Source organism: Paenarthrobacter sp. NyZ202 (genome assembly GCF_049860755.1).
In the GTDB taxonomy this organism is placed as follows: domain Bacteria; phylum Actinomycetota; class Actinomycetes; order Actinomycetales; family Micrococcaceae; genus Arthrobacter.
Genome location: NZ_CP187556.1, coordinates 4,411,430 through 4,430,312, shown reverse-complemented (window position 1 = coordinate 4,430,312; position 18,883 = coordinate 4,411,430). Strand labels below are relative to the sequence as shown.

Annotated in this window: 18 protein-coding genes; 6 read left to right on the top strand and 12 right to left on the bottom strand. The window is 63.9% G+C overall.

Annotation, left to right across the window (positions count from 1 at the left end; translation table 11 throughout):
- Positions 1–6 precede the first annotated feature (6 nt).
- From ACPFL9_RS20575 to ACPFL9_RS20565, 3 genes are all read right to left on the bottom strand, one after another.
- A complete protein-coding gene (locus tag ACPFL9_RS20575; RefSeq protein ID WP_426004906.1) occupies positions 7–240 on the bottom strand; it encodes a heavy-metal-associated domain-containing protein in 234 nt (77 codons plus the stop codon).
- A 49-nt stretch (positions 241–289) separates the two neighbouring features.
- A complete protein-coding gene (locus ACPFL9_RS20570; protein WP_426004905.1) occupies positions 290–652 on the bottom strand; it encodes a metal-sensitive transcriptional regulator in 363 nt (120 codons plus the stop codon).
- Between the two features lie 81 nt (positions 653–733).
- Positions 734–2,602: an FG-GAP-like repeat-containing protein gene (locus tag ACPFL9_RS20565; protein ID WP_426004903.1), complete on the bottom strand. Its 1,869-nt coding sequence runs from the start codon at positions 2,600–2,602 to the stop codon at positions 734–736.
- Between the two features lie 195 nt (positions 2,603–2,797).
- Here ACPFL9_RS20565 and ppk2 point away from each other — a divergent pair, with 195 nt between their 5' ends.
- The 3 genes from ppk2 to ACPFL9_RS20550 all read left to right on the top strand — a co-directional run bounded on the left by ppk2 (position 2,798) and on the right by ACPFL9_RS20550 (position 4,911).
- Positions 2,798–3,733, top strand: coding sequence for a polyphosphate kinase 2 (ppk2, locus tag ACPFL9_RS20560; RefSeq protein WP_426004902.1), 936 nt, complete (start codon positions 2,798–2,800; stop codon positions 3,731–3,733).
- A gap of 162 nt (positions 3,734–3,895) precedes the next feature.
- Positions 3,896–4,168, top strand: coding sequence for a sigma factor-like helix-turn-helix DNA-binding protein (locus ACPFL9_RS20555; protein ID WP_426004901.1), 273 nt, complete (start codon positions 3,896–3,898; stop codon positions 4,166–4,168).
- Complete coding sequence (locus ACPFL9_RS20550) at positions 4,165–4,911, top strand: hypothetical protein (protein ID WP_426004900.1); 747 nt, start codon at positions 4,165–4,167, stop codon at positions 4,909–4,911. Before ACPFL9_RS20555 ends, ACPFL9_RS20550 begins: the two co-directional genes overlap by 4 nt.
- Before the next feature lie 49 nt (positions 4,912–4,960).
- Here ACPFL9_RS20550 and treS read toward each other — a convergent pair whose 3' ends face one another.
- On the bottom strand, positions 4,961–7,258 hold the full coding sequence (treS, locus tag ACPFL9_RS20545; protein ID WP_426004899.1) for a maltose alpha-D-glucosyltransferase: 2,298 nt from the start codon (positions 7,256–7,258) through the stop codon (positions 4,961–4,963).
- Between the two features lie 185 nt (positions 7,259–7,443).
- Between treS and ACPFL9_RS20540 the strand changes: the two genes are divergently transcribed.
- Positions 7,444–8,757 (top strand): LssY C-terminal domain-containing protein, encoded by a 1,314-nt coding sequence (locus ACPFL9_RS20540; protein ID WP_426004898.1) that lies wholly within the window; start codon positions 7,444–7,446, stop codon positions 8,755–8,757.
- Between the two features lie 568 nt (positions 8,758–9,325).
- Positions 9,326–9,421, top strand: a complete 96-nt coding sequence (locus tag ACPFL9_RS20535) for a hypothetical protein (RefSeq protein ID WP_426004897.1) — start codon at positions 9,326–9,328, stop codon at positions 9,419–9,421.
- A 304-nt stretch (positions 9,422–9,725) separates the two neighbouring features.
- Here the strand turns inward: ACPFL9_RS20535 and ACPFL9_RS20530 are convergent, their stop codons facing one another.
- The 3 genes from ACPFL9_RS20530 to ACPFL9_RS20520 all read right to left on the bottom strand — a co-directional run bounded on the left by ACPFL9_RS20530 (position 9,726) and on the right by ACPFL9_RS20520 (position 13,294).
- On the bottom strand, positions 9,726–10,232 hold the full coding sequence (locus ACPFL9_RS20530) for a universal stress protein (RefSeq protein ID WP_426004896.1): 507 nt from the start codon (positions 10,230–10,232) through the stop codon (positions 9,726–9,728).
- 105 nt (positions 10,233–10,337) lie between these two features.
- A complete protein-coding gene (locus tag ACPFL9_RS20525; protein ID WP_426004894.1) occupies positions 10,338–10,700 on the bottom strand; it encodes a CU044_2847 family protein in 363 nt (120 codons plus the stop codon).
- Positions 10,697–13,294, bottom strand: coding sequence for a CHAT domain-containing protein (locus tag ACPFL9_RS20520; protein ID WP_426004893.1), 2,598 nt, complete (start codon positions 13,292–13,294; stop codon positions 10,697–10,699). The genes ACPFL9_RS20525 and ACPFL9_RS20520 overlap by 4 nt, the downstream gene beginning before the upstream one ends.
- Positions 13,295–13,432: 138 nt before the next feature.
- Here ACPFL9_RS20520 and ACPFL9_RS20515 point away from each other — a divergent pair, with 138 nt between their 5' ends.
- Positions 13,433–13,633 (top strand): hypothetical protein, encoded by a 201-nt coding sequence (locus ACPFL9_RS20515; RefSeq protein WP_426004892.1) that lies wholly within the window; start codon positions 13,433–13,435, stop codon positions 13,631–13,633.
- Here the strand turns inward: ACPFL9_RS20515 and ACPFL9_RS20510 are convergent, their stop codons facing one another.
- From ACPFL9_RS20510 to ACPFL9_RS20490, 5 genes are all read right to left on the bottom strand, one after another.
- Positions 13,634–14,656, bottom strand: a complete 1,023-nt coding sequence (locus ACPFL9_RS20510; protein ID WP_426004891.1) for an LLM class flavin-dependent oxidoreductase — start codon at positions 14,654–14,656, stop codon at positions 13,634–13,636.
- Between the two features lie 120 nt (positions 14,657–14,776).
- A complete protein-coding gene (locus ACPFL9_RS20505) occupies positions 14,777–15,556 on the bottom strand; it encodes an isocitrate lyase/PEP mutase family protein (protein ID WP_426004890.1) in 780 nt (259 codons plus the stop codon).
- A gap of 264 nt (positions 15,557–15,820) precedes the next feature.
- Positions 15,821–16,405: a hypothetical protein gene (locus ACPFL9_RS20500; RefSeq protein WP_426004889.1), complete on the bottom strand. Its 585-nt coding sequence runs from the start codon at positions 16,403–16,405 to the stop codon at positions 15,821–15,823.
- 13 nt (positions 16,406–16,418) lie between these two features.
- Positions 16,419–17,567, bottom strand: coding sequence for a zinc-dependent alcohol dehydrogenase (locus tag ACPFL9_RS20495; protein WP_426004888.1), 1,149 nt, complete (start codon positions 17,565–17,567; stop codon positions 16,419–16,421).
- Positions 17,568–17,614: 47 nt separating this feature from the next.
- On the bottom strand, positions 17,615–18,763 hold the full coding sequence (locus ACPFL9_RS20490; protein WP_426004887.1) for a glutathione-independent formaldehyde dehydrogenase: 1,149 nt from the start codon (positions 18,761–18,763) through the stop codon (positions 17,615–17,617).
- Positions 18,764–18,883 lie beyond the last annotated feature (120 nt).

Genomic DNA, 18,883 nt, shown 5'->3' with positions numbered 1-18,883 from the left:
AAACTCCTATGCCTGGTTGGCTACCACCACGTAGCCGGCTTCAGCCACGGCCTCGCCGATTTCCGACGGCGAGAGCTCGCTGGTGGATGTGATGGTCACGGCGGACAGGCCGCCGGGATTGAGGTCCACCTTGACGTCCTGGACGCCGCTGAGTGCCTCGAGTTCTTCACTGACGCTGGATACGCAGTGACCGCAGGTCATGCCGGAAACGTTGATGTTGGTCTGGATGGGCTCGCTCATGATGCGCTCCTTGGTTGAGAGTTGGATGGAGTGGTGTGTTCCGGCGGAGTTACCGCAGCAGGCGCCCGATGGCATCGGTAGCCTCCTTTACCTTGGCGTCGATATGTTCGGCCCGAAGGTCGGGGTCCGGCTCAGAGGCGGCACCCACCACGCAGTGGCCGATGTGCTCCTCAACGAGTCCCAGGCTCACCGCATGCAGCGCCTTGGTGGCTGCAGCCACCTGCGTGAGGATGTCGATGCAGTACTTGTCTTCATCGACCATGCGGGCGATGCCCCGTATTTGGCCTTCTATGCGCTTCAGGCGGCGCAGGTAGGCGTCCTTGTTGCCCGTGTAACCGTGGGGTGCTGCATGTTCAAGATCCACCTCCACGGTGGGCAGCGCACCCGGTTGGGTGAGGTCTGCGTTGGTCATGTAAACCAACATATACCCCCAGGGGGTACCGAATCAAGTACCCCCGGGGGGTATATTCCCAGCTGTGGCCAAGAAGTGAGATCACAAAAGGAACCGCATGAACTCCCAGCCTTGCCCAACCCGGGAAACGGGAAGCCATCCGCCCGCACCAGCTCCCGGATACAGGATCAGCGCACCGCCGGCATCCCGTGCCAGCACGTCCGGCCGGCCATCTCCGTTGAAGTCACCAGGCGCAACGAGTGCATTCATCACATTCCAGCCCTGGCCGACCTGCCGGCGTTCGCTGAGCCATCCTCCCTTGCCGTTCCCGGGGTGCAGCCACAGCGTTCCCGAGCCGTCGCGCGCCAGGACATCAGGCGCACCGTCCGTGTCGAAGTCACCCGGCCCCAGAATCGCGGTCGTTTCATTCCAGCCCGTACCAAGGCTGGCCCGCGGCAACCATCCTCCCTTGCCGTTTCCGGGGTACAGCCACAATGTTCCCGAGCTGTCGCGGGCCAGGACATCCGGGTGGCCGTCACCGTTGAAGTCGCCCGGTGTGGCAAGGGCAGACATGTCATTCCAGCCTGAACCGACCTGCAAGCGCGGCAGCCATCCGCCGGAACCATTGCCCGGATACATCCACAGATAACCGGCACTGTCCCGGGCCAGTACGTCAGGTTTCCTGTCGCCGTTGAAGTCGCCGGGACTTACGACGGCGGTCATCGGGTTCCAGTCGGAGCCCACCTGGGCGCGGGGGAGCCATCCGCCGGCGCCGTTGCCGGGATAAAGCCACAGCAAGCCCTGGGGGTCGATGGCAAGGAGGTCCGATGTGCGGTCCCCGCTGAAGTCGTTTTTCAGTGGGGTGGGCATGTCGCCGTCGATCACTGCCATGGGATCCTGGGACGTGGTGATGTATGCCTTGTTGGTGACGTAGTTGACCGCGAGATCATTGACGGGGCCTGTGCTGAACGTGGACAGCGCCGACGTCGCGGGGTCGTAGACACCAGCCCCTGCGCCCAATTTCAGGTATGCCTTCTTTGTCATGCGGTTGACGGCAACATCCCCGGGGGCCGACCCGGTGGGCACGTGCTTGGTGCCTGACCCGCTGAAGATCGACAGGACGCCTGTCTGCGACAAGGCTGCGGACCCGCTGTTCTGTGAGCGGCCCAGATACACGGTATTCGCCGTCTCATCGACAGCCAGTGCGGTCGGGTAGGAGTTGGAGTCGGAATAGAGGACGGTGGCGGCGTTGGTGGCGCCGTCGACAACCTCCAACACCATGGTCGACCGGAGGCTTGAGGCGACATAGACCTTGTTGTTTGACTGGCTGAGTGCAAGCTCCCTGATGGGCAGCACGCTGTTACCCAGCGGGACGGACGTCACCGAGTGGGTGATGCCGTCTATCGCTTTGAGCCCGCCGGCCACGGCATACACCCGGTTGCTTGCTTGATTGACCACCAGCTCGGACGGCCGGTCCATGCCGATGGCGACGGTGGAGTTGGTGTTTCCGTTAATGACGGAAACACCTGCGTTGGTAGCTACATATATCTTGTTGGTGAGCTGGTTGACGGCGACGGTTTTCGGCTCCGGACCTACGGCCACTTTGGTGACGGAGAGTGTGGCGCCGTTGAGCACCGCCACCGTTCCGCTGCCGGTCATGCTGGCGTAGATCCTGTTGCTGGCCGCATTCACGGCTATCGCCGCCGGCGCCCCACCCAGCGCCACGGTCCTGGTGGCGTGGGTCTTACCATCCACCACGGTCACCCCGGTCCGGGTGGCAACGTACACCGTGTTGGTGAGCGGATTGACCGCGACCCCTGCGGCACCGGACCCGGCGTTCACCCGGTGAGTGACGTCGTCGGCGTTTGCAGGACCGCCGGTAAGGCTGGAAGCCAGCAACAACGCTGTGGCCAATGCACCAAGCAGGACACGCCTGAAGCAGTGCCCCGCGCCCCTTGTAACAGGTTTCACCGCAATCCCCCCACCGCGCCGGTTACCGTGGTCGTGGCCCGGATTCTACCGGGAGCTGGAAGGCAGGAACAGCCCCGACGGCGGTACCAGCCCCGGTGCGCCCCGCGCCGGGGCCCGTTCATGTTTCCTTCACCATCAGTTGCTAGGCTGCCGCGCACAAGCGTGACGCAGAGATCGGCCGACCAGGAGGAACGCATGACGGACGCTACCCCGCCAACTACCGAACTTGACGATTGGTGGGTCCGGGACAACCTGCGTGAAACCATCGACCACCTGGTGGAGCTGGGTTACACCATCAACGGCGGGCAGGGCGAGGACCCGGACCTCATTGATCCCGGCGGATCCGCAGTGCAAACGTGGCACGAGGACTATCCATATGAACAACGGATGACCCGCGAGGAGTACGAGATCGAAAAGTACCGCCTGCAGATCGAGCTGTTGAAGTTCCAATACTGGGGGCAGGACCTGGGACTTAAGCACGTGATCGTGTTCGAGGGCAGGGACGCGGCCGGCAAGGGCGGAACCATCAAACGGTTTACCGAGCACCTGGATCCCCGGTCCGCGCGCACGGTGGCACTCGGGAAACCGTCCGACCGTGAGCAAGGCCAGTGGTACTTCCAGCGCTACGTCCAGCACCTCCCCACGGCCGGTGAGATCGTGATGTTCGACCGCTCCTGGTATAACCGCGCCAACGTTGAACGCGTCATGGGTTTCTGCACCGAGGACGAATACACCACGTTCATGGGTCAGGCGCCGGTCTTCGAAAAGATGCTGGTGGATGCGGGAATCCACGTCACCAAGTTCTGGTTCTCCGTGACGCGCCAGGAGCAGCGGACCCGTTTTGCCATCCGCCAGATCGACCCGGTGCGTCGGTGGAAGCTCTCGCCCATGGACCTCGCTTCGCTGGATCGGTGGCACGAATATACGGACGCGAAGGAACAGACCTTCCTCCACACTGACTCCGACCACGCGCCCTGGACCACCATCAAGTCCAACGACAAGAAGCGGGGCCGCATCAACGCCATGCGCTACTTCCTCAACCAGTTCGACTATGAGGACAAGGACACGTCCGTGGTCTACGCTGCCGATCCCCTGATCGTCCGCCGCGGCCGCGACGCCGTAGGCGACTGACGCCAGGCCGCGCCTTGGCCGGCCACCGGTAAACCACGACGCCGGCACTCAACGCGAGTGCCGGCGTCGAGCCTTGGCGGGTAGATCTGGAAAGTCCGTTACATTTTTCGGATTGCCGGACATTAACCGGTTATGAGCTTGCAAACGGGCCAAGGAGATCGCGTGGAGACAGCGAGGGAGAAGCGCTTTCTCGCAGCCCACACAGCCTGCCATGACGAGGTTTACCACTACTTCCGGCGTCGGACAGAAGGAATAACAACAGCCGAGGACCGCGAGGTTCTCCTGCTGACGTACTGGGACGGATTCACCTCCGCCGAGGTGTCCCAGCTGCTCAATGTCACCGCGCCAGCGGTAAGGATGCGCCTGCACAGGGCACGGAAGGAACTCAGCCGACTGCTTCTGTCGGATCAAGCCACGGAGGAACGCCAGCAATGAGCAGTAAGAAGATGTCAGCGCTTGACCGCCTCACGGCAGCCGACCCGGCCTTGTTGGTCATCGAAGAAGACCTGGTCCGCAGCCGCCGGAAAAGCCTGGCCGTCATGCACCGTGATGCGGACCAGCTCACCGTGAACGCCTCCGGGGCCGATCTTCACCACCGGCCTTCGTCCCGCCGTTTTCGGGTGACGGCGGGGATTGGGCTGGTGGCGGCCACGGCTGCGGTGTTTGCCGGAGTCGTTATGTCAGCCGTGCCGGCACCGCTGGCCGGAGTGCCTGCGCCGGGTGTGGCAGAAACTCCTGCCACGGAGCTTGGTATTGCCCCGGAAACAGGATCCGCCGACCTTCCGCCGATGCCCGTGGTGACGCCCGCCCCTTTGCCGACAGTGGAGGCCGGGATCGTTACCGGCCGTGCAGGGACGGTGGCCGTTTCCACGCCGGACATCGACCGTCAATTGACCGAGGGCATTCAGATGCGTCCGGATGTTCTTCGGCACCTGAAACTTGGCGCGGACCAGAACGGCTGCATCGGTCAGGGCTTCCTGTTCCCCACCGGCACCAAAGTCTCCGACAAAGGCTTGGTGATGCCCGACGGAAAATCCTTCAGCATGGGTGACGTCATCCAGTTCGGAGGGATCGAGCTGGAATCAAGGGCCGTGGGAGTATGCTCGGACGGCCGTCCGCTCGTCTATGTCGAGGATGTGCGGGCTGCCGACCAGGCCATGCCCGGACTTAGCGGGTGACGCCAAAACCCGACGCCGGCACCCGGCTTGAGTACCGGCGTCGAGCGCTTTATTCGGCGGGCTCGTCCTCTGCGACCGGCTCCCTCAAGACCAATGCCGTCCCCTGGAAGGCACCCAGTTCCAGGAAGAAGCTGTGGAGATCGTCCACCTGGCCCACGTCCTCGCCGCTGAAGAGGTCGTGGACGATGGATCCTGGCACAAGGTGCGGGGACTGGATGCTGCCGGAGATGTCCTGGTCGGAGAAATTCAGGACCGTCACCTCCAACGCCCCGGAACCAAGCTGGTTGACCAGGACCAGAAGGCCGCGATGTGAAACGTCCGGGACATCCAGGAGCGTGCTGGTGGCGATGCCCGATTCCTCACGCACCGTGAGGATCTTCTGCAGCCGCCGCGCGTAGGACTCCGGGTCCTTGAGCTGGTCAGGCAGTGAACCATAGAGGCTCCGGGCGCGGGGCATGCCCGCCAGTGAGGTCTTGGCTTCCGGGCTGGTTCCCATGAGGTCGTGCGCGCCGCGGTTGATCCAGCGGGTGTCGCCCTGTGAGGTCAGTTCGGCCACCCTGTTGCGATCCAGGGCGGTGACACCGGTCAGGTCCCAGCCGGAGAGCGCGAACACGCCCGGCTGCAGGGCGTTGTACATGGACAACAGCACGTGCGCGTCGAGAATCCGGGCTTCCTGCTCCTTGGTGATGGCCTCGGGATCCTTGATGCCCAGGGCTGCCATGATGAAACTGACGGTGGTGCAGGCGATGCCGTTGGTAGTGAAAACGGCGTTGTAGGGACCGTTTTCCCCGGTCAGCCGTTCGCGCATGGTGTTTTGGACCTTCTCCGCCACCTCGGCTCCGGTAAGTTCCTCACCGCCGAGTTCGAAGATGTCTTCCCGGTGGCCGGCGGCGAAATGCAGCAACTCGTAGGTCAGCTCATCGTGGTTCTGGAGCGCATGGACCAGGGAGGCCTGATCAACGCCGATCTCCATGGCGAGCTTGATGGTGAGGCGCAGGAACTCGGTGTCGGCGGTGACCAGTGCGTAGTGGTACGCCGGCCTGGTGATGAAGTCGTAAGACAGATCGGCGCCGGACACCGACTGGGCTTTGATGTCGTCGATGGTCAGGTTGAGTTCCTGGAAGGAGAAACCCCCCACCTTGCGGATCATCGAACCGATCAGCTGGTTGGCGGCCTCGGACAAGGGGTGGCCCTCGGACCAGCCCGGCTGCTCTTCCGCACTCTTTTCCACACCCAGGAATCCGTTGGCATCCAAGCGCAGGGCGCCGGTTCCGAGGTCCAGGAGCGAGTGCAGCGCATCGCCCACCACCAGGCGCATGCCGGCAAAGGTGGGGTCAAGCCAGTTGATGGACGGTTGCCCGGCTTTGAAGTAGTGGAGATAGACCCAGCGGCGCGTCTTGCCGGTGGTGTCCACGATGGGACGGGTGGCGCTCCAGTTGGTCTCCTTGACGCCCGGTTCGTAGAAGATGACGCGCTGGAGGCGTCCGATGATGTACCCGGCCTGCTGCAGCGCTTTCTCGGCCTCGGGACTGATGTTCACCGAGTCCGCACCCTCGGGAACGTCCGGCAGCAGGTGCCAGTCTTCCTCCGGGATGTCCACCATGTGGTAGATGCCGGGGTAGTCACGGAAGTTCATTTCGGCGAGCCGGAAGTCGGCTCCCTTGCCCGTGTGTCCCGGGACAATATCGTCGATGATCGTGCCGTCGTGGTCTGCGGCAACCTCGCACATCTGGCGGAACTCTTCCTCCGTGCCGAAGGCAGGATCGATCGCCATGCTGATGCGGTCGAAATGCCCGTCAACACTGGGCGTCTGCGACCATCCACTGATGCCGCCGGCCAGCTTGACCGGACCCGTATGGAGACCGCGGATGCCGATTTCACGGAAGGCTTCCCACAATTCCGGATCGCCCAGGGCGGAGAGGAAGGACTGGCCATCGCCGGTAATGAAGGACAACGGGTAAGCGGTGAACCAGACAGGTGCACGCTCTACCGCGGACCGTGGGTTGGGACGGGCGTAGGCGTTCTGCCACATGCTGGCCTGCCCGGAAAGCTGCCGCGCCAAGGTGTTGGCGTCGCCCAGCATGGACTGGTTGCGCAACCAGTCGACATAGGTGGCGTTGCGGCCGTCCAGTTCCAGCGACGGACGGGCGGCAAAGAACTGGCGACGGCGGGCGATGGGCCGCAGTGCCTTGGGCCGGGCCGGGTAGAACTGTTCGTCGAAGGTGATCTCGGCGGCGTCGCTGGCCGGGGTTTCTTCCGTTGCCTCCACGTCCTCCGCTTGGCTGGGGGCTTCCGCAGGCCCCGCAGTTGATTCCGACACACGCTCGCTGACTACAGGCTCCCGCACAGCATTCTCCTTTACGTGGCCACCGCGTCTACGGCGACCGTCCGAGGGGTCGTTCAAGAGGTCACGTACCCAGGCTTGCCGGGCGTATTCATGCTAAGCATCCTTGGCAGCTGTTTGTCGAGCCACCCATGTACATCCCACTTCACAACCCCGAAGCTTAAGGAACGGAATCCGGGGGAGCATCCATGTACAAGGCACCCAGCAAGGAAGCCACGGACACGTGGCTGGACCACGGTTTCTTTGTCCTGGCCGGAGCAGCTGCCGTGTGGCTGGCATTCCTGTTGGCGGGCGAAAGCCTCCAGCTCGGCTGGGGCCAGCTTTGGTCCTGGTTGGTGTTCTGGGCGTTCCTTGCCTACCTGCTTTTGCCGCGCCTCCACCGGATCCTGACCACGATCTATGTGCCGGGCTATTTCATTGGCCGGGCCCGGACCAGCGACGGACTGCTTGGTGATCCCGTCAATGTGGCACTCCTTGGGACCGAACGGCAGATCCACGCCATCATGAACCGTGCCGGCTGGACCATCGCGGACGACGTCACCTTTGCCAGCAGCCGCCGCATCGTCACCTCCACGCTCTTGCGGCAAAGCTACGAGCAGGCTCCGGTCAGTCCGCTGTACCTTTTCGACCGGCAACAGGACTTCGCGTACCAGCAGGAAGTGGACAACAACCCCGGCAAACGGCACCATGTGCGCTTTTGGCGCTGCCCCGAGGGGTGGATGCTCCCTGGTGGACACAAGGTGGATTGGCTTGCGGCCGGAACCTACGACCGCAGCGTCGGCTTCTCCCTGTTCACCCTGCAGATCACGCACAAGATCGAGCAGAATACCGACGTTGAGCGCAACCACATTGTCCGGACAGTGTCCGAGGGCGAGCCTGCGGTCACCGTGCGGGTCATTAAGGACTTCTCCACGGGTTACCACTCGCGGAATGGGGGCGGCGATTCCATCTCCACGGACGGTGACCTTCCCGTCGTCGACGCCCGCTCGGTTCCGGTGTCCGTCCCCAACGCGCCGCAGCAGACGGACAGCCGGGACCGTCGGCCCGCCCCCACGATCGTCGGTGCCGCCCTTGTGGTGGTGAGGGCGCTCGCCGCGCTCGCTTTGGCGGTCACGTTGTTCTCCTCTTCCAGCGAATTAGCCGATGTCACCCTTGGAGACGGTCCGGCGGATGCGCAAACCACGACGGCGGCAGTCACCTTCGTGGGTATCGCCGTCCTGGTGTTCGGCTTGGGTGAGGTGTTCCTGGCGTGGCGGATCTTCCTTGGCAGCAATGGTGCCCGCGTGATCGCGATGGGGCTGAGCTCGGTCTCCATCGTGGTCCAGGCCATTGATGCCTCCACCGGAACCACCAGCATCACCCTGGAAGCCGGGCTGGTGGGCTTGGCCACTGACATTCTGGTGCTGCTGGCACTTTCCAGCCAACGTTCCCGCGTGTACGCCAAACGCCAACGGGTCCCGGCTGTCCCGCCAAACCTCACCCCAAAGCGCCTCGCTTCTTGAGCCGTACTTTGCGCCGCGGGCGCAGGGACCGTAGCCTCACGAGGGTGAATGGGGACACAGAGCAAACATCAGGGCCGACGGCGAACAAGGATCAACGCGGGGGCTCGGCATTCCTGCCTGTGGGCATCGTCTTCGCAGTCCTTGCGGTGGCCATGGCCGTCATCGGAAACCCGGCCTGGATAGCCTTTGCAACCATGGGAGCCACCTTCTTGATCCTAGGATTTAGGGGCCGCGCAAAGAAGCAGCCCACAGACACGCCGCCGGACTAAACGGAACCGTAAGCGCCGTACTGCCACCACCAACTTTGAAGCCCGGCGCCGTCGAGGTCGCGGGAAAAGTCGGCGTGTCGTCTGGGGAGCCGGGCCAAAGTAGGTGGTGGCGGCACACGGCCCCTGGCCAACCACCCTTAAAACCCCGACGGCGGCACTCAGGTCGAGTGCCGCCGTCGGGCTTCCCGTTGGGTGAGAGAGCGTCGGCTCAACGCGTCGGGAGGTGAGAGAGCGTTCCCCAGAAAGGGGGTTTAGGTGAGAGAGCGTCGGTAGTTGCCCGACGCTCTCTCAACATGTCCGTGAAGGACACCCTGAAGACGTGGACCGTTCTGGAGACGGTGTTGTCCATTGTGGGCTTCGGGATGGCAGCCCTCCTGTACACCTTCGTGAGGTAGGCCTTCGCGCCTGAGGTGAGTGCCGCCGTCGTACGCTTGTACCGTCGCCACCAACTTTGAACCGAAACGGCCCCGACACGTCCGTCCCAGCGGCGTGTCGGGGCCGTTTGTGCGTCAAAGAAGGTGGTGGCGGTACGCCACGATCCCATGGAAACGCCGGGTATTAAACAAAAAGCTCCGGAGTGCGTTATTGGGGGATACGCACTCCGGAGCAGCCTTTGAGCAGGCGCTTTCGCTGACCTGCAGTCATTACTCTACGTGGGCCGGGACGGCATTGCCACCCACATGAATAAGTACTTTCACTTTAGTTTTTCGGTGGGCTGTCCGGCCGCCTTTTCTGGGGAACGATCAGCACGGGACGGCGTTGATGATGGCTTAGCCACGCGGCCACAGAGCCATTCAACGCCTCGGAAATGCGGTGCCCCAGGCCGGGTTCCGGGGTGCCGACAATAATCATGGAAGCATCGATGTCAGCCGCAAGCCGGCCGAGGGCCCGGGCAGGATCACCGGCCAGCAAACGCAGGGTCCAGTCGGCGGAACCGCCATCCATGGCTTCTCCGATGACCCGTCCCAGATCACCGCGCATGGCGGCAATGTCTTCGTCGTCCTTCTCTGGATGAAGCGACATCCTGTGGGTTTCCCGGGAGGGATCCCATTCAACCAGGTAGCTCGCCTCGTCCACGTAAGCACACACCAAGGGCACGCCGAGTTGCTCGGCCAGGGTCCGGGCGGTTTGCAGGACCTCCACGTGCTGATCCGGCAGGACACCCACCACCAGCGGAATCCGTCCACGGAAATTCTCGGCAGCCATACCTACATTGTTGCGCCGCGGCATGTGCTTGAACAGGCCGCAAGCTCACCCAACTGGGTCGCATTTGTGCGCGTTATGAGCGCTCAAAACGCGCACTAATGCGACCTACTTGGGTGAGGGGGGTGGGGCGGGCGGGTCAGGTTTGTTCCAGGTCAGGCTCACCCTGAAGTTGGACGCCGTGCTGGCCGAAGCAATGAACGCACCCGCCTCCGCATGAAGGTCGATCCCGAACTCCACGCTCACCTGGTCCGGCCGGTTTTCCAGGCTCAGCAGTTCATCGATCACACCCTGCACGGCGGGACGGACATGCGCCAGGGCACGCTCGAACGTCTGCTGCGCCCGTGCAAAAACCCCCGAGTGGTCCCCGACGTGGTCACCACCCCTGGTCACCAGGCTCCCGGCGGTGCTCGCCACCTCCACAACCACCGTGCCGCCGTCGTGGGTGCTGAACTCCACCAGCCGGCTCATGGCGCGGTTCCCGCACCCACAGCCGGCCGCAGGCGCCGGGCATTCACAAAGAACGCAATACCAACACCGCACAGCAGCACCAGATGCAGCAGCAACGGCAACGCCTGCGTCATGTACCAGCTCTCCATGAAAACGCCTTTCCCTTGGATCCAAATGATGGGTTGCAACACCGTGGGCAGCAGCAGGAGCCAGGCCAGGGTCTGCTGCGCCGGATACTTCATGGCCAGCAAACCCGCCCACAGGCCGAATGCTGCCACCGCGAAACTGCCGTAGACCGTGGCCGCTTCCACCGTGTAGTTGAGCCCCGCCAGCCCGAAGACCCCTTGCGATAGCACCAGTCCGGCCATCGCCAGGCGACCCTGGCCGGTGTTGTCCGGCAGCCCGGCGATGACCAGCAGCAGATACCCGAAGGCAGTAACCACGCCGTAGATGATGCGGAGCACGATGTCGCCGCCGACGTCCTGCCAGAAATACGTGTCGAACCAGATGAAGAACACCGCGAAACCTGCGCCAACCGCGCCTGCGGCCGCCAGCACAGCACCGGCCCAGGCCAGCGGGGAAGCGGCCAACTGCGGCGGTTCCTTCCGGACGGCTTCTTTAACGCCCTTAACGCCCGACGGCGGAACTCCCGCGGGTGCCTTGGCTTGGGTTGGTTGCGTGGTGGGGCGGGTACCGGCGGCTGGATCCGTCGGTGCTGACGGACGGGACGGGCGGGGTTTTCGCGGCGGGAGGTCGATGGCCGTGAAGGATCCACGTTCTTCCTCTTTCTGAACCGGGGCGGCCCCTTCCGAGTCCTCGGTCTTCCGGAGTTCCGCCCGGGCAGCCGTGGCAAGACCATCCGGGTCGGCAGCCTTCGGATCCACTCCGGCCAGTTCCTGTGCGACGTCCACCACCGCCTCCCACGCACCCAGGGACGAGTGGTAGCGCAGCTCACCCTGAAGGTCGGAGACGCGTTGCCGGCGCTCGCAGTCCCTTTTTCGCTGGGCCGCGTCGGGGAAGGCAGGGTCGTCCTCGACCTGTGCAAAGCCATCTGCGGCAGCCAGCCAGTCCCCGGCCTCCTCGGCTTCCAGCGCCGCACGGTAGGCCATGGTCAGCTCCAGCCGTTTCCGGGCGTTGTCCCTCAAAGCTGCGGCATCCCGGTAGTCCGGCTCGAGGGTCAGGAGGTCCTCCAGCAATTCAAGGGCCGGTTCAAACCGCCGTGCCCGCAACTCCGCTGATGCCTGGACGTAGAGTGCACGCAGCTGGGCACGCCTGCGGGCTTCGGCTGCATCTTGTGCAGGGACCGGTTGGTCCGCTTTCCGGGCGGGGCGCGCCTGCTGGTGCGGGACGTCCTGCCCCGGTGCGAAGGCGGGCTGCCCGGTCAAGGTGCCGGTCGGCGTCGCGGTTTGATCGGTTGGGGTGGGCCGGGCCGGTACGGTGCGTACCGGCGTCGTACCTTCCGCAGAAGCAGCCGCGCGCGGGGTGCCGTTGAGGGTGAACAGTTGCGTGGAACCGCCCCGGACGTAGAGGGCGGGCGTGACCCATTCGAGGGTGCCGTCCGGGCTGGCCATCACGGAGATACGGCCGATCCGTGCGGCCTCATCAACGGTGCGGCCGTTGGCGATGGCTGCGTAAAAGCCGTGGGCGAAGGCGATGGCGGCGTAGTCGCTGATGGCGAACTGCATGGCAGCCACGGCCCCGATACCGCTCCTGACCAGTGATGATGCCGTGCCGGAGAAGAGATCGCTCTGGCCCATCTCCCCTGAAGAGCAGGAGTTAAGGACCACCAGCCGCGGGCGCGGTGCGGCGACGCTGAGGAGGGCCATGAGCCTGACGGCACGCACCATGGCCGCGCGGCCATCCTGGCCGACCAAAGCGATCCTGCCTTCGTCGGTGCGTGAGTCGTAGTCGCCGTGACCCACGAAATGCACCACATGCCACGGTCCGGAAAGCAGCGTGGATTGGATGTCGTCCCACGTGCCGCTCCTGGTCCAGACAAGTTCCACCCGCCCCTCGTCCACAGGACCGGCCAAGGCGCGGCCCAGGTGGTCCTTTTCCGCTTGGACGTCCAGGGCAGGGAGGTCGCGGGGCGAGGCGACGATGCCCAGGATCCTCAGTGGGGGAGCGACATCCAGCGGATTCTGATGGTAATCCGGGGCAGGAACGTGGCGCAGCAAGGGTTCGGTCTGGCAGAGGTACGTTTCCGTTTCGGGGTCGAACAGCGTCTCCCAGGGCATGGTCGCAAGCTCCGGCGCGGCGAGCCTCAGCACCACGCGAAGCTGCTGGCCGGCGTGCTGGGCCGCGCCGAGGCTGGCCCTGTATGTCCCGTACACCTCGCGGGTAAACAGCGACTGGAAGAGTTGCCGGCCCACGTCCCGGACCGCCACCTCGGCCACCGGCAGCGTCCTCCGCGCCGCGACCGCAGACGCGAGGACCGTGGCCTCCAACTGGGGGAGCCGTTCAATGATCGCGTCGACATCCAGGGTAAAGACGCCGGAGGCGTGGCCTCCCGCCGGCGCACGGACCACGTGCACCGTATATTCACCGCGTGCAGAGCCGGCGCCGATCTCCAGCTCGATGTCACAGTCCATCGCGGGTCCCTTGTAGCGGCCCATTGCCCGGGCCCTACGTACAGATTGGCCCCGGACCGGGTTGCTTACAAGGGTTTGCCGGGAACTCTTGCTGGTGAATCCGGCCCGTCCTACGGTTAATCCGGGGTGTTGATCCGGGTCTCCAGTGGAAGGTGGCGTGCGATGGAAATCTTCATGTGGTGGCTGGACCTGCCCTTGGCCAGCAAGGAATGGCTGCGCGAAAACCTGCGCGCCGAGGAGCTCCCGCTACAGGTCCTGCAACACATTGCCGAGGCCGGCGGACCCCACCCGGACAGCCTCGGCGGCGGGCTGACGGAGCGGGACTGGGACTTCATCGAGACGCAATCGGAGTTTGTGGACTGATCAACCCGCCGGCTTCCACCCCAAGGCCGGGCCGAGCCTTTCCGCGATGTCGGTCAGGATCTGCACGTAGTCCTCGTGGTCGAAGCTGAACGGCAGCGCGAAGGCAACCTCGTCGACTTCCTGGAAGCCCTGGTGGGCGTAGAGCTGATCCGCGATTTCCCCGCTGGTGCCAATAAGGTCCTGGGCGAACATCATGCGCTTGGGACCCTGCGGCGTTGTGGTGCGCGGCGTCCGTTCGTCCACGTAGCGCCGGTACTTTTCTCGCTGTGCATCTGTTGCGGAGTCGGTGGGGATCACCACCAGGCCTTGGGACACGCGACCCTTGTTGCCGGATGCTTCGCGGTAGGCACGGATCTGCGCCTGCTGGACACGGGCGAAGTCCGGCTCCTGCCCTTCTTCGGGGAAGATGACGCTGCTGGAGAGCAGGTTGAAGCCGTTCGCTCCCGCCCAGATGGCTGACTTGAGGCTGCCGGCGCCGTACCACAGGCGGTCCCGGAGACCGGGGGAGTGCGGTTCCACGCGGTTGGAGAACTCCTCCACCACGCCCTGCTTACCGGAGAAGTCCCTGACTTTGTCTCCCGCGACCAGCCGCGCGAACCGTTCCACGCGGGCGTAACTGAAGTCCTCCGTGCCGGCGGTGTCCGGGTAGAGCTCGTGGCTGACGGTGTCGTAATTCATCGGTTCCCCGACGCTGACTCCGGGGTTGATGCGCCCACCGCTCAACAGGTCCACCGTGGCCAGGTCCTCCGCCAGGCGAAGCGGGTTTTCCCAGCCGAGCGGGGTCACCGCCGTGCCCAGCTCAATTCTGGACGTGCGCTGGGTGGCGGCGGCCATCACGGCCACGGGGGACGAAATTCCGAACTGCAGGTGCCGGTGCCGCAGCCAGGCGCTGTCGAACCCGAGCCGCTCCCCGAGTTCGATGACCTCCAGCGTGGACCTGTGGCCTGCCGCCGGGTCAGCGGCATCAAACAGGCCGATAGTGAGGAAGCCAAGCTTGAGGAGCGGCTGGTCGGGCTTGGGCATGCGGATTCCCTTCACGTCTCTGGCGGCGGCTACTGCCCACGATATGCCCACCAGCAGAGCACGACGGCGGGAGGTTACCTTTTGTGATGGGGCTGCGGCTCCGGCGTTCTGGACTGCGTCCTAGTTCAGTGCAGGGGTGTCCTTCGGGATGACGCCCGAGCCATACAGGTCCGTGGCGAGATCCTGCAGGGCACGCAGCGCAACACGCTGGGTGAAAGGTCCGTAGGAAACGCGTGCTACTCCGAGCTGCTGCAGTTCTGCGGCCGGCAGTGCTCCCGGTGCACCGATCACGGAAAGTTTGCCGTGGCCGAGTCCTTCCACCAGCGGTTCGATGACATCACGCGTCAGGGCGCCGGGAACGAAGACCAGCGAGGCTCCGGCATCGAGGAAGGCGCGGCCACGCGCAATGGCGTCGTCGATGCTTTCCTGGATCGGCCGGTCGCCGCCCCTGGCGATGGCGTCGGTACGTGCGTTCAACTGGAAGGGAATGCCTTCATCGTCCGCTGCCTTGACGATGGCCCGCACGCGGGAGACAGCTTCGTCGAAGGGCCGCAAGCGGTCTTCCACATTGGCACCGACCACACCGATCGCAATCGCCCGGCGGATGGTTTCGGCAGGGTCTTCGTAACCGTCGTCGAGGTCTGCGGTGACCGGGAGGTCAACTGCCTTGACGATTCGTTCCACGCCGCCCAGTGCGACATCCAGCGGCATGGTTCCGTCGGCGTAGCCAAACGCCGATGCGATGGAGTGCCCGGCCGTAGCGATTGCCTTGGTTTCCGGGAGGGCGGCAATGGTGGTTGCGCTGACGGCATCCCACACGTTGACCACGCTCAGGATTTCCGGTGCCTCATGAAGGGCTTTCAGTTGTTCTGCGCGGGCTTGGGTACTTGCTTCGGTCATGGTGTTCTCCGTCATCCTCGGTTGGGAGTTGTGCCAAAGCCAGCCTAGACGGCAGGAGCCTTTGCAGGGCAAGGCGGGGTCAGGCGGCGTAACAGGGGTATCAGCGTGGGCCCCTGCAGCAGTGGTCCTGCCGTCTATCCCTTCCTTGGTCTGCCTCCAGTCATGAATCCCGCAACCCTTCAAGAAGGGCTCGGAGGCTGACGTGCAGGTGCCACCAGCATGTGTTTGCTGGCGGCACCTGTATGGTAAGCGCTGCAGGGCCTGTCAGGCTCTGCGTTTCCGCAATCCACGGAGCAGGATGGCTGCGAGGCCTCCTGCCGCCAGTACCCAGGGGGCGCCGACGATGATCGGATCCATCCACTGGTGGCTGAGGTCGGTGCGCTTTTGTCCCACCCGGGAACGGACCCCTCCACGGGTGAACTCACTGAGCACCCCCGTCTCGGTAATGGGGTTGTCGGGCCGAAGGGTGGCGAATGAGCGGAGGTGGTGCTCAAACGCGTCAACCCTGTCTGCTGCGACGAGCAGCAGCCAGTGGGCTGCCCGGCCCTCGCTGTACTTGTAGGCGTACTTCCGGATAGCTCCCGAGACTCCGGCCGGAGGCGTGGACGTCCCGAAAACCGGAGGCAGGAAGGCGTGTTCCACCGACCTTTCACGCGGCCATTTCTCCGGCTGGCGTTCCGGGAAATCCCAGCGCGCACCCGTCTCGATGCCGGGTTGTTCGCGGGGGTAGGAGGGGCGGTCAGCGGGGTCGAGGTCGGCGCCCCACCCCGGGATACGGGCCCGCAAAGCCTCTGCGGACTCCTTCAAGCCAGACTTGCTGGCGACGTATGGTGTGGCTGTTTCAGTCAAGGTGCGCTTCCCTTCAGGACTGGCCGGCGACAACCAGCGGCTTGATGATGTTGTCCAGCTTGGCGGAGAACATGTGGTAGCCCTCCGCGATATGTTCAAGCGGAATGCGGTGCGTGACAATGTCGCTCGGCTTCAGGTACCCGTTGCGGACGTGCTCGAAGAGCCGGGGCCATTGACGTTTCACAGGACACTGGTTCATGCGCAGGGTCAGGCCTTTGTTCATGGCGTCGCCAAACTTCACGGCACTGAAAAGCGGACCATAGGCGCCTACCACCGAGACCGTGCCACCCTTCCTTACGGAGTCGATAGCCCAGTTCAGGGCGATGGGAGAGCCGCCCTGGAGCTTGAACTTGCTGCTGGTGACGTGCTGCAGGAAGTTTCCGTCGGCCTCGGCCCCCACGGCGTCAATAACGACGTCGGCACCCAGGAAGTCGGTTTCCTTCTTGAGGTGCACCACGATGTCGCCGTACTCGGTGAAGTTGTACGTCTCGGCGTGGGCGAAGCTGCGTGCCTTCTCCAATCTGTACTCCAGGTGGTCAATGACGATCACCCGTCCCGCGCCCATCAGCCAGGACGACTTGGCGGCAAAGAGTCCCACTGGGCCGGCGCCGAATACCACTACGGTGTCGCCTTCCACTATGTCCCCAAGCTGGGCGCCGAAGTAGCCGGTGGGCAGGGCGTCGGTCAGCAGGACCGCGTCCTCTTCCTCCATCCATTCGGGAATCTTTGAAGGTCCCACGTCCGCGAATGGTACGCGGACGAACTCGGCCTGGCCGCCGTCGTAACCACCGCAGGTGTGTGAGTAGCCGTAGATGCCGCCCACCGCCGTCGCGTTCGGATTGACGTTGTGGCAGTTCGAGTACAGTCCCCGGGAGCAGAAGTAGCACGAACCGCAGTACACGTTGAACGGCACCATGACACGGTCGCCTACGGCGAGGTTCTCCACGGACGAGCCCACTTCGTGGACAGTTCCCACGAACTCGTGACCGAAGGTCATGCCAACCCGGGTGTCCGGCATCATGCCGTGGTACAGGTGCAGGTCGGAGCCGCAAATGGCGCCCGCGCTGACCTTGACGATCGCATCGTTCGGATGCTCGATTTTGGGAATGTCCTTCTCTTCGACCCTGACCTTGTATGGGCCGCGATAAACCATTGCTCGCATCAGTACCCCGTTCTGGACATTGCTTGTTCAGACATCTGAAAAGTCCCTCAGACTCCGGCTGGGTGGAGGACAACCTTCGTCCAGCCGTCTTCCCGGCTGTCGAAGTTCCGGTAGCCCTCTGGAGCCTCGTCAAGGCTCAACTCGTGGCTGACGATGAAGGACGGGCTGGCCTTTCCGCCGGCTACGAGGTCCCGCAGTGCGCGGTTGTACTTCTTGACGGGACACTGGCCCGAGCCCATGGTCTGACCCTTGAACCAGTAGTTTCCGTAGTCGAAGGCAACCTGGCCTTGCTTCTCGAGTTCGTCGGGGGAACCCGGATCCTGCGGCAGGAAGACACCCACCACACCCAGGCCGCCCACAAAGCGGACTGAGTCTACGAGCCGGTTCAGGGTTTGGTTGGGGTGTTCGTTGCCTTCGGGATCGTGGGCCTGGTAACCCACGCATTCGCATCCCCGGTCCGCGCCGAATCCCATGGTCTGGTCCTTGACGAACTCCACAGGATCAACTTCGGCGTCATTGACGGGAATGGCGCCGATCTGTTCGGCCAGCTTCAGCCTGTCTTTCTGGCGGTCCACCACCATGACCTTGCCTGCACCTTTGATGATGGCGGAGTAGGCGGCCATGAGTCCCACCGGTCCGCCGCCGTAAATGACCACGGAGTCGCCCGGGTAGACGCCTGCCATTTCGGTTGCGTGCCAGCCTGTGGGGAAGATGTCTGCGAGCATGACGTAATCGAGTTCCTTCTCCTCGGCGTCCTCCCCCAGCCGCAGGCAGTTGAAGTCGCCGTAGGGAACCCTGAGGTACTCAGCCTGCCCACCCTGGTAGGGACCCATATCCGCGAAACCGTAGGCAGCGCCGGCAAGCTTTGGCTCGGGCTGCATGGTCAGGCAGTAGTTCGTGAAGCCGCGTTCGCAGTTCTTACAGAATCCGCAGGCGATGTTGAAGGGCAGAACCACCCGTTCACCCACTTTGACTTTGCTGACCGCGGGGCCAACCTCAACCACCTCCCCCAGGTTCTCGTGTCCGAAGGAGCGTCCCGGTTCGAAGCTCGTCCTGCCCTCGTACATGTGCAGGTCCGAGCCGCAGATATTGGCCGAGGTGATCCTCACCAATACATCGGCCGGGTGTTCGATCTTGGCATCGGGGATTTCTTCGACGCTGACATCGTTTGGTCCTTTGTAAACTACTGCCTTCACTGTTTCGCTCTCTTCCTTGGTTTATCCCAAGGGCCTTACGTGGCATCCGCGAAGCTGTTTGGAGGCGCGCGCCATCAGGCCGCGAAGGAATGTGATACGCAGAGGACCTCGGGTGCCCGG

What these genes read in the sequence shown, in the direction of transcription:
- ACPFL9_RS20520 (WP_426004893.1), bottom strand. Translation starts at nt 13,294, where the DNA reads ATGGGCCGCTACAAGGGACCCGCGATGGACTGTGACATCGAGCTGGAG.
- ACPFL9_RS20530 (WP_426004896.1), bottom strand. Translation starts at nt 10,232, where the DNA reads ATGGCTGCCGAGAATTTCCGTGGACGGATTCCGCTGGTGGTGGGTGTC.
- ACPFL9_RS20570 (WP_426004905.1), bottom strand. Translation starts at nt 652, where the DNA reads ATGACCAACGCAGACCTCACCCAACCGGGTGCGCTGCCCACCGTGGAG.
- ACPFL9_RS20575 (WP_426004906.1), bottom strand. Translation starts at nt 240, where the DNA reads ATGAGCGAGCCCATCCAGACCAACATCAACGTTTCCGGCATGACCTGC.
- ACPFL9_RS20510 (WP_426004891.1), bottom strand. Translation starts at nt 14,656, where the DNA reads ATGCCCAAGCCCGACCAGCCGCTCCTCAAGCTTGGCTTCCTCACTATC.
- ACPFL9_RS20515 (WP_426004892.1), top strand. Translation starts at nt 13,433, where the DNA reads ATGGAAATCTTCATGTGGTGGCTGGACCTGCCCTTGGCCAGCAAGGAA.
- ACPFL9_RS20550 (WP_426004900.1), top strand. Translation starts at nt 4,165, where the DNA reads ATGAGCAGTAAGAAGATGTCAGCGCTTGACCGCCTCACGGCAGCCGAC.
- ACPFL9_RS20525 (WP_426004894.1), bottom strand. Translation starts at nt 10,700, where the DNA reads ATGAGCCGGCTGGTGGAGTTCAGCACCCACGACGGCGGCACGGTGGTT.
- ACPFL9_RS20505 (WP_426004890.1), bottom strand. Translation starts at nt 15,556, where the DNA reads ATGACCGAAGCAAGTACCCAAGCCCGCGCAGAACAACTGAAAGCCCTT.
- ACPFL9_RS20540 (WP_426004898.1), top strand. Translation starts at nt 7,444, where the DNA reads ATGTACAAGGCACCCAGCAAGGAAGCCACGGACACGTGGCTGGACCAC.
- ACPFL9_RS20495 (WP_426004888.1), bottom strand. Translation starts at nt 17,567, where the DNA reads ATGCGAGCAATGGTTTATCGCGGCCCATACAAGGTCAGGGTCGAAGAG.
- ppk2 (WP_426004902.1), top strand. Translation starts at nt 2,798, where the DNA reads ATGACGGACGCTACCCCGCCAACTACCGAACTTGACGATTGGTGGGTC.